This is a genomic window from Pseudooceanicola marinus (assembly GCF_002786295.1).
GTDB lineage: Bacteria > Pseudomonadota > Alphaproteobacteria > Rhodobacterales > Rhodobacteraceae > Pseudooceanicola > Pseudooceanicola marinus.
The window spans coordinates 187960-201380 of record NZ_PGTC01000017.1; the positions used below are offsets into that span (position 1 = coordinate 187960).

11 protein-coding genes are annotated in these 13421 nt (G+C 68.5%); 2 read left to right on the forward strand and 9 right to left on the reverse strand.

Translation table 11 applies throughout. The features are described 5' to 3' along the window. Together CVM50_RS12865 and CVM50_RS12870 are read right to left on the reverse strand one after the other, a co-directional pair. Nucleotides 1-1002, reverse strand: a complete 1002-nt coding sequence (locus CVM50_RS12865; protein ID WP_085886821.1) for a FecCD family ABC transporter permease — start codon at nucleotides 1000-1002, stop codon at nucleotides 1-3. A gap of 24 nt (nucleotides 1003-1026) precedes the next feature. Then, a complete protein-coding gene (locus CVM50_RS12870) occupies nucleotides 1027-2016 on the reverse strand; it encodes an iron-siderophore ABC transporter substrate-binding protein (protein ID WP_085886822.1) in 990 nt (329 codons plus the stop codon). Nucleotides 2017-2285: 269 nt separating this feature from the next. On the opposite strand from CVM50_RS12870, the gene CVM50_RS12875 reads away from it, so the two are divergent. Beyond that, a complete protein-coding gene (locus tag CVM50_RS12875) occupies nucleotides 2286-4406 on the forward strand; it encodes a TonB-dependent siderophore receptor (protein ID WP_408634062.1) in 2121 nt (706 codons plus the stop codon). A 75-nt stretch (nucleotides 4407-4481) separates the two neighbouring features. Here CVM50_RS12875 and CVM50_RS12880 read toward each other — a convergent pair whose 3' ends face one another. Further along, nucleotides 4482-5381, reverse strand: a complete 900-nt coding sequence (locus CVM50_RS12880; protein WP_085886823.1) for a helix-turn-helix domain-containing protein — start codon at nucleotides 5379-5381, stop codon at nucleotides 4482-4484. 138 nt (nucleotides 5382-5519) lie between these two features. After that, nucleotides 5520-6563 (reverse strand): YeiH family protein, encoded by a 1044-nt coding sequence (locus CVM50_RS12885; RefSeq protein WP_198431899.1) that lies wholly within the window; start codon nucleotides 6561-6563, stop codon nucleotides 5520-5522. 111 nt (nucleotides 6564-6674) lie between these two features. On the opposite strand from CVM50_RS12885, the gene CVM50_RS12890 reads away from it, so the two are divergent. Then, a complete protein-coding gene (locus tag CVM50_RS12890; RefSeq protein ID WP_085886824.1) occupies nucleotides 6675-7544 on the forward strand; it encodes a LysR family transcriptional regulator in 870 nt (289 codons plus the stop codon). Between the two features lie 21 nt (nucleotides 7545-7565). Here the strand turns inward: CVM50_RS12890 and CVM50_RS12895 are convergent, their stop codons facing one another. The 5 genes from CVM50_RS12895 to CVM50_RS12915 form a co-directional block, all read right to left on the reverse strand. Next, nucleotides 7566-8291: an SDR family oxidoreductase gene (locus tag CVM50_RS12895; protein WP_085886825.1), complete on the reverse strand. Its 726-nt coding sequence runs from the start codon at nucleotides 8289-8291 to the stop codon at nucleotides 7566-7568. A gap of 80 nt (nucleotides 8292-8371) precedes the next feature. Continuing rightward, a complete protein-coding gene (locus CVM50_RS12900; RefSeq protein WP_085886826.1) occupies nucleotides 8372-9991 on the reverse strand; it encodes an FGGY-family carbohydrate kinase in 1620 nt (539 codons plus the stop codon). Between the two features lie 97 nt (nucleotides 9992-10088). After that, nucleotides 10089-10820, reverse strand: coding sequence for an SDR family oxidoreductase (locus CVM50_RS12905; RefSeq protein WP_085886827.1), 732 nt, complete (start codon nucleotides 10818-10820; stop codon nucleotides 10089-10091). A 77-nt stretch (nucleotides 10821-10897) separates the two neighbouring features. Then, nucleotides 10898-11872: an ABC transporter permease gene (locus CVM50_RS12910; RefSeq protein ID WP_085886828.1), complete on the reverse strand. Its 975-nt coding sequence runs from the start codon at nucleotides 11870-11872 to the stop codon at nucleotides 10898-10900. Next, on the reverse strand, nucleotides 11862-13364 hold the full coding sequence (locus CVM50_RS12915; RefSeq protein ID WP_085886829.1) for a sugar ABC transporter ATP-binding protein: 1503 nt from the start codon (nucleotides 13362-13364) through the stop codon (nucleotides 11862-11864). Before CVM50_RS12915 ends, CVM50_RS12910 begins: the two co-directional genes overlap by 11 nt. Between the last annotated feature and the right edge of the window lie 57 nt (nucleotides 13365-13421).

A 13421-nucleotide genomic window follows, 5' to 3' on the forward strand; every position in this document is an offset into this window, starting at 1 on the left:
TCACAGCGCCGCCACACGGCCGCGCCGCACGATCCAGATGAAGACCGGCCCGCCGATCAGCGCGGTGACGATGCCCACGTCGATCTCGGACGGGCGGGCGACGAGGCGGCCCAGCACGTCAGCGCCGGTCAGCAGCGCCGCGCCGGTCAGCGCGGAGGCGGGCAGCACGCGGCGGTAGTCGCCGCCGAGGATAGCGCGGCAGGCGTGCGGCACCACGAGGCCTACGAAACCGATGGGCCCGCAGGCCGCTGTAGTCGCCCCGCAGAGCAGGATCGCACCGCCCGCGGACATGGCCCGCGCGACCGCCACGCTTTCGCCGAGGCCCGTTGCCGCTTCCTCACCCAAGGCCAGCAGGTTCAACCGCCGGGCCGAAGCCAGCACGATCACCCCGCCCAGCACCAGCGCTGGCAGCACCGGGGTGATCTGCGAAAACGTCGCGCCCCCCACACCGCCGACCAGCCAGGATTGCACCAGACCGCCGATGTCGGCCCGCGGCAGGACGACGGCGGTGGTGAAGGACACCAGCGCGGCGGTGACAGCCGCCCCTGACAGGGCCAGCTTCAGCGGTGTCGCGCCCCCGGCGCCAAGCGCCGCGATCAGGTAGACGACGACGCCGGCGACACCCGCACCCAGCACGGCGGTCCCGATATAAAGCGCGGCACTGTCGAAGTTGAACCAGGCGATGCCGATGACGATGGCCAGCGCCGCGCCCGCGTTGACGCCCAGAAGCCCGGGATCGGCCAGCGGGTTGCGGGTCACGCCCTGCATCGCGGCCCCGGCCAGCCCAAGGGCCGCCCCGGCCAGCAGGGCCATGACAGTGCGCGGGATGCGGGCGGCGACGGCGGCCTGGCCGATGGTCTCAGCCTGACCTTGCAGCGCCGACAGGATGTCGGCCAGCGCCACGCCACGCGCGCCCAGGCCCACCGACAGCATCGCCGTCAGCAGGACCAGCGCGGCGAGGCCCAGCATCGCCCTGCGGCTCTGCGCCCGCGTCCCTGTCATCGCTGTATCCTCATGCCGGTCGGATCACTCCGCCCCGGCCAGCGCTGCGGAAAGCTGCGCGGCGTAGTCATTGAGCACCCAGGGCAGTGACAGCGGCGTGGGATTGGCCGCCGTGCCCATGGCATCGTTGCCCAGAAGGACAAGCCCGCCCTTGGCCACCGCCGGCAGATGCGCCGTCAGCGCATTCTCCGCCAGCCCTGCGCGCAGATCCTCTCCACCGTAGGTCACCAGCAGGTCCACGTCGTCCAGCAGATCGATCCGCTCGGCGCTGATCTCGCCGGCGAAGGCACCGCTTTCGGCGGTCTCGGCGATGAAGGCGGGCGACTTAAGCCCCAGGTCATGGAAGAAGCGCACGCGCGGGTCGTTGTCGGTGTAGAAGGAGATCCGGCTGAGGTCCGTGGGCGACAGGTGGGTGACGAACATCGCAGTCTTGCCCTCGAACTCGGGATGGGCGGCACGGGTCGCGGCGATCTCTCCCTCGATCCTGCCGATCAGCGCCGCGCCCTCCTCGGCCATTCCCATGCCGGCGGCATTCAGGCGGATCATGTCGCGCCAGCCGGTGGCCCAGGGTCCTTCGGGGAAGGCGACCACCGGGGCGATCATCGACAGGGTGTCGTAGTCCTGCCGGCTGAGCCCGGAATAGGCGGCCAGGATCACGTCGGGCTGGGTTGCCGCCACGGCCTCGAAGTCGATCCCGTCGCCCTCATCGTATAGACGCGGCACCTCGGCGCCCAGGTCATCCAACGCGGCCTTCACCCAGGGCAGCACCCCGTCACCATCCGCATCGCCGAAATTCGCCGCCGCCATGCCGACGGGCACAACGCCCAGGGCCAGAGGCACCTCGTGGTTGGCCCAGCTGACCGTCGCCACGCGCTGCGGCCTGGCCGGGATCACCGTCTCGCCATAGGCATGGGCAACCCGCAGCGGAAACTCCTGCGCAATGGCGGCCGGCGCTAGGGCGGTCAGACCAAGGGCCAGCGAAGACAGGCAAAGGGCGCGGCGAGACAGGCGCATGACGGGGCCTCCAATGTTTACTTTTTCGCTCAGATACGTGCCAAACCCCAGCAGAGCAAGCATCCGGCGCGCCCTGCCACAGGGTTTCCCGGCGCTTAGGCGGTAATTCCGACAAAATGCGTAAGTTTATTCTATACGGGCTGAGATCCAGTCGCTAGATCCCCGTGCCGTGACCGACGGCTTCACTCCCGCTTCGGCCCGCAGCCATTCCGACGCCTCCGCCTCGGCCAGCCATCCTGCCCTCTCATGTCACGAAGGAGCTCCCCGAGTTGACCCTGTTCCCCGTTTCCACAGCCCCGAGACGCGCCACGCTGCTGCGCGCCGGCTGCGCCACCCTCGCCCTTCTGGCCGCCCATCCCGCGCTGGCCCAGCAGGCCGCCCAGGAGGATGACGGCGCCTTCCGCCTCTCGCCCATCCACGTCGATGGCACCGCCGAGGCCGATGACGACGCCGACAACACCGTCGCCCGCGAAATGTCGGTGGGCGGGAAGGTCGCGACCAGCATCCAGGACACGCCCGCCTCCGTCTCGGTCATCACCGAGAAGGAGATCGAGATGCGCGATGCCGATACGCTGGAAGAGGTGCTGCAGTATTCGCCCGGCATCCACACCGACTATTACGGCACCGACGACCGCAACGACTACGTGCAGATCCGCGGCTTCAGCGCCACGACCTACCGCGACGGCATGACCCTGGGCACGATGCGCGGCATGCGCGAAGACCCCTATGCCTACGAACGGGTCGAGGTGCTGCGCGGCGCCAACTCCACCCTCTTCGGGCCGGCGGATCCGGGCGGGTCGATCAACTTCGTCTCCAAGACCCCGAAGTTCGAGAGCTTCGGCACCGGCTACCTGACCTTCGGCTCCTTCGATCACAAGGAGGTCGGCGTCGACTTCGGCAACGTGCTGAACGAGGCGGGCACGCTGGCCTACCGCGTCACCGCGCGGCGCCAGGACAGCGATCTGGAATACGATCACTCGCAGGACGACCAGACCCTGCTGATGGGGTCCATCGCCTGGGAACCCACCGACTACACGCGCCTCAGCCTGGTCATCGACCACGTGGATCGCGACGGCACCCCGAACAGCGGTGGCTACCCGCTGGACCGGGAGTACAGCCGCGATGATTTCTTCGGCGAGCCCGACTTCAACTTCCACGAGGTCGAGCGCACCAGCGGCACCCTGATGTTCGAACATGAGTTCATGAACGGGCTGAAGCTGAACGCCAACCTGCGTTACAGCGACTACGACGACAACTTCGGCTACGTCTACCTGACCGATGCGGCCGGACGCGTCGGCGACATGGTGGATCGTGATTTCTACGGCACCGACAGCCATGCCGAGGAATGGATCGGCAACGTCATCGTACAGTACGACGCCGCCTTCGGCCGTTTTGAAAGCAACACCCTGGCCGGCCTGGAATTCCGCGAGGCCGAAACCAGCTCCGCGTCGATCTACGGCGATGCCGGCGCCATCGACGTCACCGACCCGGTCTACACCGGCGGGCCGGTGAACCCCGCGCCCTATACCTCGGACGAGACCGAACAGAGCACCCGGGCGCTCTTCGTGACGCAGAACCTGTCCTTCGATGATCGCATCATCGGCACGATTGGCCTGCGCCGCGACTGGCTGGACCTGGAAAGCGCCACCGGCAGCGACGACTTCGACGAAACCTCCATGCGCGCGGCGCTGACCTACAAGTTCACCGATGAGGTCTCCGCCTACGCCTCCTACGTGGAATCCGTGGCTCCGCCCCGCATCGGCACCACCCCGGAACGCGGCGAGCAGTACGAGATCGGCGTGAAATACGCCCCCCTCGGCTCCAACGCGCTGTTCTCCGCCTCGGTCTACGACCTGACGCGCGACAATGTCAGCATCGCCGTGGTTCAGCCCGGGGGCGGGATCGACCGTCAGACCGTCGGTGAAAACCGCGTCCGCGGCATCGACCTGGAAGCGCGGATGGAAATGACCGACCGCTTCACCCTGATGGCCTCCTATTCCTACCTGGACAGCGAGGTGACCGAAGGCTCTCTGAAACTAAGCGACGGCACTGTCGTTTCCCTCAACGGCAACCGTTTCGTGCAGGTCCCGGAAACCATCGCCTCGGTCTACGGCACCTACACGCTGCCCGGTGCGGGCCGTCGTGGTGACATGACCCTGGGTCTGGGGGCGCGCTACATCGGGTCCTACTACTACGATGCCCTCAACACCGGCAAAAGCGATGACGCGCTGCTGTTCGACGCCTCGGTCAGCTACGAGGTGGCCGATCAGACCGACTTGCGCCTGAACGTGTCGAACCTCTTCGATGAACAGCACGTCGTGGGCTCTGCCACCACGGACTACTACAACCCGGGCCGCGAGATCGCGGTGACCCTGGCGAAGTCCTGGTAACACGCCCCTGCGGCAACAGATCGGGCCCATCCCTTCGGGGGTGGGCTTTTTTCGTTACGGCGCAGGTCTCGGGGATCAACGGGCGCGCAGGTCGCGCAGCCAGGCGGCGGGGGTCGTGCCCTCATGCTGGCGGAAGACGCGGGTCAGATGCGCCTGGTCGGAGAAGCCGAACCGCGAGGCCACCTCGGTCAGCGAGCAATCCTCGATCAGCAGCGCTTCCTTGACGCGGCCGATCCGGTGCTCCTGCTGCCACTGCACGGGGGTCTTCCCGGTGGTCTTCTTGAAGGCCTGGCTGAACCAGTTGGGCGACAGGCCGACGGCCTCGGCCAGGGTGGCATTGCTGATGCGCGCGCCCCCCTCAGCCTCGAACAGCTGGCGAATGCGGCGCATCTGCGCCGGCGTCAGACCGCCTGCGTGCAGGACCTGACGGTCCTCCTGTTCGGGCAGTTCCACCAATCCGGTCAGCAGGGTCAGCGCCAGGTTCTCGGCGAAGACCGGGTGGCGCGAGGGCGCGAAGACCTCATCCCGCAGGGCCTCGCCGATGGCGGCAAGGGCGCCGATGTCCTGCACCTCGACCGGGTGGGAGAGGACCGACAGGGTTTCCTCCGCGCCGATCAGCGGCGTCAGGCGTTCGATCAGCCAGCTGCGTTCCAGGTGCAGATCGAGGTGGGAGAAGTCATGGGCGGAGGTAAAACGGGTCCACATCGGCGTGCCGGCGGGGGCGAAGACGGCGCGCAGCATGGGGCGCGAGGCCTCTGCCCGCGACCGCGCCCCCTCGCCCATGCGGATATGGCCAGAGACATCGTTGAAGAACAGGATGATGCGCGGATCGGGCGAGGTGTAATAGCCCGTCGCGCCCGCGTCGCCATGGGCCTCCCAGAAGACCGCACACATGCTCTCGAACGCCCGCCAGCGCACCGGCGCGGTGCTGTGGATGCCTTCGGTGCGACAGGTCATGGCATGCAGAAACGGCATCGGACGGGTCCTGGGGCAAGGCGGAGGGATGGGATCGGGGATGGCTGCCGGGGGCGGTCGCGCCGCGTCCGGTGGCTGGGGACAGAGAGTTAGAGCAAAGCGGCAGGACCCGCAAGACACGCGGCCCGGGCCGCCCCGTCAGAGCAAGGCGATCAGCGCAAGCGCCAACAGGATCAGCCCCGACAGCGACAGCACAACCGCCGCCACGACGCGCGGCCCGGCGGCCAGCACGGCGCGGGCATCCACGCCCAGGCCCAGCCCCGCCATGGCCAGCAGCGTCAGGGCCGAGGCCCCCTGTTCCAGTGGCGGCAGCGCTGCCGCAGGGATCGCCCCGGCAGAGCGCAGGCCGGCCATCGCCAGGAAACCCAGGATGAAAAGCGGCGGGATCAGGCGAGACACCATCGAACCGGCGGGCGCCGCGCCCCGCCCTCCGGGCAGCATGGACAGGACCAGGCAGACCGGCCCCAACATCACCACCCGCACCAGTTTCACCAGCGTGCCGATCTGCACCGCCGCCGCCCCCAGGGGCGCCGCCGCCGGCAGGACCTGGGGCACGGCATAGACGGTCAAGCCGGATAGGATCCCGTAATCCACCGCGCCCAGGCCAGCCATGTGTCCGACCAGCGGCAGGCCCAGCACCACCGCCACCCCCAGCACCGCGGTGAAGGCGATGGCCGCGCTGACATCCTCGCGCCGCGCGCCAATCACCGGGGCCACCGCGGCGATGGCGGAATTCCCGCAGATGCCGTTGCCGCAGGCGATCAGCAGCGCCATGCGCCAGGGCAGGCGCAGCATCCGGCCCAGAAGGAAGGCCCCCGGCACCGCCAGCGCGACAAGCGCCACGATCCCCGCCAGCAGGTCCGGCCCGACAGACAGCAGGGTCCGCGCGCTGACCGAGGCGCCCAGCAGGACGATTGCCAGCTCCAGCACCCGCCGCGCGGCGAAGTCGCTGCCCGCCTGCGCCCGGACGGGCAGCCCCCAGACTGTGCGAACCAAGGCCCCCAGCAGGATCGCCAGCACCAGCGGGTCCAGCCATTGCATCCCGAACAGTGCCGTCTCGGCCCGCCCGAGAAGCGCCGCGACCCCGGCCACGACCGCCGCCAGGACCAGCCCCGGCAGCAGGGCCCGCCCCCGACAGGGGGCGGACGCCACGGCGTCGGGGGCGGTCAGGACATGGGACACGGGAACGGCTCCTTGGGTGCGGTCATGCCCAAGACTGACGATTGGTGATCCATCCTTCAAACGAAATGGTTTTGTGATAATGATCGTATATTGCGATTAATGAGGCCCGCCATGACCCCGGAACAGCTGCGCGTCTTCGTCACCGTGGCGGAGATGCAGCACGTCACCCGCGCCGCCCGCGCGCTGAACATGACGCAATCTACCGCCTCGGCGGCCATCGCCGCGCTGGAGACGCGCCATGATGTGACCCTGTTCGACCGGATCGGACGCGGCATCGTCCTGACCGAAGACGGGCGCGCCTTCCTGCCGGAGGCCCGCGCCGTGCTCGCCCGCCTGGCGGAGGCCGAGGCAATGCTGGCCGACACCCGCGGCCTGGCGCGCGGCCACCTGCGGCTGGTGGCCAGCCAGACCATCGCGGGCTACTGGCTGCCGCCGCGCATCGCCGCCTTTCGCGCCCTCCATCCGGGGATCGAGATCAGCCTGGATCTGGGCAACACGCGCGAGGCGACGGCGGACGTGCTGCAGGGCCGTCTCGACCTGGCGCTGGTGGAGGGAGAGGTCGAAGACCCGCGCCTTGAAAAGCGCCGGATCGGGGAGGACCAGCTGCGCCTGGTCTGTGCTGCGGATCTGGCCGGGAAGATCACGCCGGAGACGCTCGACCAGGCCGACTGGGTGCTGCGCGAACCCGGCTCCGGCACCCGTTCCAGCGCCGAGGCGGCACTGGCGGCGCTTGACCTCGACCTGCCCCGGCGCAGCGCCGGGCTGGTGCTGCCCTCGAACGAGGCGGTGATGTCGGCGGTGGAGGCCGGCGCCGGGGTGACGATCCTGTCGGCGCTGGTGGTCGCGCGGTCATTGGCGACCGGGGCGCTGCACGACTGCGGGCTGGTGCTGCCGCCGCGCCCCTTCTTCGCCCTGCGCCACCGCGATCACCACCTCAGCCGGGCGGTGCAGGCCTTTCTGGACCAGCTGGACGGGACGTAGAACGCCGCGTCCTGAGCCGGATCAGACCGCCAGGAAGCCACCATCGACCGGCAGGACCGCGCCGGTGACCATACCCGCGTCGGACGACAGCAGCATGGCGATGCTTTCGGCCACCTCTTCCGCCTCGGCGAAGCGGTTGACCGGATGGCGCACCATCATCGGCTCGGATTTCACCGGGTCCGCCCAGGCGGCGGCGGCCAGTTCGGTCAGGGTGATGGTGGGCGCGACGCAATTCACGCGGATGCCATGCGGGCCCAGTTCCTTCGCCATGACGCGGCTGGCGCCCTCCAGCCCGGCCTTGGAGGCGGCGTAGCACAGGTGGTCGGGGAAGCCGCGATGACCGGCGATGGAGGTGATGTTGACGATGGCCCCGCCACCGCCGGCGGCGACACGGGCGCGCCCGAACTCCTGACAGGCGATCAGGGCGGCGCGAAGGTTGATGCCCATCACCGCCTCGTAGCCCGCATCAGACATCTCCAGCGTACTTTCCAAGACGTTCACCCCCGCGCTGTTGATCAGGAAGTCCGCCGGTCCGGCCTTGGCCATGGCCGCGCGGGTCGCCTCCGGATCCTGCAGGTCAACCTGGACGGAGCGGCTGCCGATCTCCGCCTCCAGGCTGTCGAGGTCGGCCTGGGTGCGGGTCAGGGCGACGACCTGGGCGCCACGGGCGGCCATCAGGGTGGCGCAGGCGCGGCCGATGCCCTTGCCGGCGCCGGTGATGATGACAGTCTTGCCGGAGAATTGCATGATCTCGGATCCTTGTGCTGTGGCGGACGAGGGTGAGGCGTCCCTTATTAGAAAGCCCTGTGCGAAAGAGGCGCGGCGGGTCAGCCGGCCTCGGCCTGGCGGATGTCGCGGGCGGTGCGTTGCAGGGCCAGGAAGGCGTCGTTGCGCGCGCCGTGCAGAGCCGCGATGGCGCCCCCCGCCGGCTGGCAGGTGGCGGCGATGCGCGACATCGCGGGCATGGCCGTCTGCAGATCCGGCTGCGCTCCGGCGGCCACGGCCCCCAGCATGGCAGAGCCCAGCAGGACCGGCTCGGCGCATTCGGTGACCTCCACCGGGTGGCCCGTGGCGTCGGCCAGGATCTGCCGGGTCAGCGCATGGGTGCCCGCCCCGCCAGAGACGGAAATCGTGTCGATCGGCGCGCCGTGCGCCGCCTGCGTCTCGATGATCTGCCGCAGGCCGTAGCCCAGCCCGCAGACCCCCGCGACGTAGAGCGCGACGAGGCTGTCGACACCCTGTTCCATCCCCTGCCCCGCGATCACGGCGCGGGCCTGCGGATCGGCGAAGGGGGCACGGTTGCCGAGAAACTCGGGCACCACATGCAAGCCCTTGGCCAGGCGCACGGCCTCGGACGGGTCGCCCGCCAGTTCCAGCGCGCGGTCGGCGAGGTAGGGCACCAGACCCTTGCCCGCAGCCTGCGCCAGGCGTTCGGCCTCCGCAGTGGCCGGGTGCAGGGTGACCAGCTGGGCGATGGCGGCGCCGGCGGCACTCTGCCCGCCCTCGTTCAGCCACATGCCCGGCACCATGGCCGAATAGTAGGGCCCCCAGACGCCGGGCACGAAGGCCGGGTCGGCGGTGGTGGTCATGGTGCAGGAGGAGGTGCCGAAGACGTAGCCAAGGCAGTGGGTCGCATCCCCTGCCCCTCCGCTGGCCGCGACCGTGCCGATCCCGCCCGCGTGGGCGTCGATCAAGCCGGCGGCCACGGCGGTGCCGGGCGCCAGGCCCAGGGAAGCGGCGGCCTCCTCGGTCAGCCCGGCGCCGAGCGCGGTGCCCGGATGGACGACGCTGGCACCGATCCGCGCGAAGCCCTCGTCGGCCAGGTCGCCCAAGCCGATGGCGCTGAAATAGTCGGGGTCCCAGCGATCCTCATGGGCCAGGTAGGTCCACTTGCAGGTCACGGTGCAGGCCGAGCGGTCCAGCGCGCCGGTGGCGCGCCAGGTCAGGAAATCGGTCAGGTCAAAGAAATGCCGGGCCGCGCCGTAGACCTCGGCACGGTTCTCCTTCAGCCAGAGCAGCTTCGGCGTTTCCATCTCGGGGGAGATGCGGCCGCCGACGTATTTCAGCACGTCATGCTGGCCCGCGTTGATCCGCGCGGCCTGATCCAGCGCCCGGTGGTCCATCCAGACGATGATGTCGCGTTCCGGGTGATCGGGATCGCCCACAGGCAGGCCACCTTCGGCCCCCTGCACCACCAGCGAACAGGTGGCGTCGAAGCCGATGCCACGCACTGCGGACGGCGCGGCCCCCGCCTGCCCCATGGCCTCGCGGACCGAGGCGCAGACGGCCTCCCAGACCTGGGCCGAGCTTTGCTCGACGTGGCCCGCATCGTTGCGGTGCATGTCGATGTCGCGTTTCGCGGTGGCCAGCAGTGCGCCCGCCGCGTCGAAGACCCCGGCCCGGGCGGAGCCGGTGCCCACGTCAACGCCGATGAACAGATCCGCCATGGATCTTCCTCCTCAAGTTCACGGGGCGGCGCGGGGGTGAGGCTCCCGCACCGCCTCTATCCCGTCTGCCCGGGGGATGGACCCGGGCGCGGCAGGATCACATCCGCTCGAAAGCGGTCGGCATGATGATGATGTCGCGCGCGGTCACCTGGCGCTTGCGCGTCAGCATGAATTCCAGCGCCTCGGCCACCTCTTCGGGATCCATCAGTGCGCCGGCCTCCTTGGCCTTGCGCAGGTTCTCCTCCGGCCAGTCGGCCAGCAGGGCGGAGACGACGGGACCGGGCGAGATCTGCGCGACCTTCACGCCGTAGGGGATCATCTGTCGGCGGATGCCCTGCAGGAAGCTGGTGATCGCCCATTTGGACCCGGAATAGACCGGCTCCCAGTAGGCCGGATAATGACCGGCGATGGAGTTGGTCACGACGATGTCGCCGGCCTTGCGCTCCATCATATGGGGCATGACCGCGTTGATGTTCTTCATCACGGCGTTGACGTTGAGGTTCAGCATCTTGTCGATCGCCGCGCTCTCCGCCTCCCAGAAATCGCCACCGAGGTAGGCCCCGGCGTTGCAATAGAGGATGTCGATGTGATCGACCTTCTGCAGGATCTCGGGGACCATGGCGTCGCAGCTGTCGGCGTCCAGCAGGTTGGTCACCTGGGGGATGGCCCGCTCGCCCAGGCGGGCGACCAGATCGTCCAGCGCCTGCTGGTTCCAGTCGACCATGACGACGGTGCAGCCGCGCCCCAGAAGCATTTCCACGGCAGCCAGCCCGATACCGGAGGCCGCCCCGGTGACCACGGCGACCTTGCCGTCCAGAGATTCAGACATTCGTTTTCTCCTAAGACAATGAGAAGCTCAGCGCGCGAGACGGCCGCCCCGGAGGCCAGGCCCCGGGGCGTGCCGCCTTACCATTCGCGGCCGATGTAGATGGCCAGCAGGATGATCGCGCCCTTGATGACGTCCTGCATGTAGGGGTTGATGCCCATCAGGTTCAGGCCGTTGTTCAGGATCCCCAGAAGGATCGCGCCGATCAGCGTGCCCAGGATCAGCCCGCGCCCGCCGGCGATGGCGGTGCCGCCCAGGACGACCGCGGCGATGGCATCCAGCTCGAAGCCCACGCCGGCATTGGGCTGACCCGACATCAGGCGGCCCGTCAGGATGATCGCGGCCAGGGCCGAGGTCAGGCCGGAGATGCCGTAGACGGCCAGTTTCACCCACTGGGTCTTCACACCCGACAGCTTCGCCGCCAGCTCGTTGCCACCGATGGCGTAGACATGGCGCCCGAAGGGGGTGCGTTGCAGCAGCACCCAGGCCAGGGCGTAGATCACCACCATGGCGATGACGGGCACCGGCACGATGCCGACGCGGCCGATGCCGAACCAGGAAATCCAGGACGGGATGCCCGAGATCGGGTAGCCGCCCGAGTAAAGAAGGCCGAAGCCACGGGCGATGCCCATGGTAGCCAGGGTCACGATGATCGCGGGCATCCGGCCCCAGGCGACCAGCGCCCCGTTGAACAGCCCAAGGCCCATGCCGACACCCAGCCCGGCCAGCAGCGCGATCCAGCCCGGCAGCCCGGTATTGACCATCAGCCCGGCGGCAATCGTCCCCGCCAGCGCCATCACGGCACCCACCGACAGGTCGATCCCGCCGGTCAGGATGACGAAGGTCATGCCGACGGCCAGGATCCCCACGATGGAAACCTGTCGCAGCACGTTCATGATGTTGGACACCGAGAAGAAGTTCTCGGAGGCGAAGCCCATCAGGATCGAGACGACGATCAGCCCGATCAGCGGCAGGGCCAGCGGAGAATGGAGGATCCAGCCGAAGCTGATCCCCCCCTTCTTGCCGCTGTCGGCGGTGTTTGCGTTATGCGACATTCTGGACCCTCCCGGTCGTGGCATGGGTCATGATTTCCTCGGAATTGATGCTGTCGCCTTCGACGGTGGCGACGATGCCACCCTGCCGGAAGACGCAGACCCGGTCGGACATGCCGATCACCTCGGGCAATTCGGAAGAGATCATGATGATGGCGTAGCCCTTCGCGGTGAATTCGCGCATGAGCTGGTAAATCTCGGCCTTGGCGCCAACGTCGATGCCGCGCGTCGGCTCATCGAAGATCAGTACCTTCATCTGGTGGTTCAGCCAGCGGGCAATGACCACCTTCTGCTGGTTGCCGCCCGACAGCGTGTCGACGCGCGCCGTGGCGCCCTGCGCCTTCACGCGGACCTGGGCCATGGCGGCCTCGCTGGCGGCCATCTCCTTCTTCAGGTCGATGAACCAGTGGTACTTGCGGTACTTGCCGTAGTTGTTCAGCGAAATGTTCTGCAGGATGGAGAAGCTGGTGATCAGCCCCTGTTCCTTGCGGCTTTCGGGCAGCAGGCCGATGCCGTGGGCCAGCGCCTCGGCGGGTTCGCGGAACCGCGTCTCCTCGCCATCGACCAGCACCTTGCAGCGGGTCGCGGGGAAGGCACCCAGCATGGCCAGCGCTGTTTCGGTGCGGCCCGAGCCGACCAGGCCGGCAAAGCCCAGGATCTCGCCCTCGCGCAGCTCGAACTGCGACACGGGGCCGTTCTTGCGCAGCTGCACCTCTTCGCATTCCAGCATGACCTTGGCGCCGGGACGCGGCCCGGGCTTCTCGGGAAAGCTGTTCTCGATCCGGCGGCCGACCATCATCTCGACCAGCCGGTCGTTGTCCACGTCCGACACGTTGCAGTCGCCGACGAACTCGCCGTCGCGCAGCACGGTGATGCGGTCGCAGATCTCGAAGATCTCTTCCAGGTGGTGGGAAATGAAGATGATCGCGACGCCCTGCTTGCGCAGCTCGCGCATCACCTTGAACAGGTGCTCGACCTCCGACGGGGTCAGCGTGGCGGTCGGTTCGTCCAGCACCAGGATGCGGGCGTTCAGCGAGAGGGCCTTGGCGATCTCGACGAACTGCTGTTCGGCCACCGACAGCTTGGTGATAGGCACGTCCAGCGGCAGGTCGACCTCCAGCCGGGCCAGGATTTCCTTCGAGCGCGCGCGCATCGTGCGGCGGTCCAGCAGGCCCAGCTTGTTCTTCATCTCTCGTGCCAGGAACATGTTCTCGACCGCGGTCAGATGCGGGATCAGGCTGAATTCCTGGAAGACGATGCCGATGCCGGCCTCGATCGCCTCGTCGTAATTGGCGAACTTGCGCTCCTCGCCCTCGATGCGGATTGTGCCCTCCGTCGGCTGCAGGATGCCGGTGAGGATCTTCATCAGCGTCGACTTGCCGGCGCCGTTCTCGCCCAGCAGGGCGTGCACCTCGCCCGCGCGGACGTTCAGATCGACGCCGTGCAGCACCTGGATGTTGCCGAACTTCTTCTTGATGCCGGTGAGTTGCAGCATGACGCCTCTCCGCTTGGGTCTTTGGGGGGAAAGCCCCCGCGCCTGGGCACGGGGGCT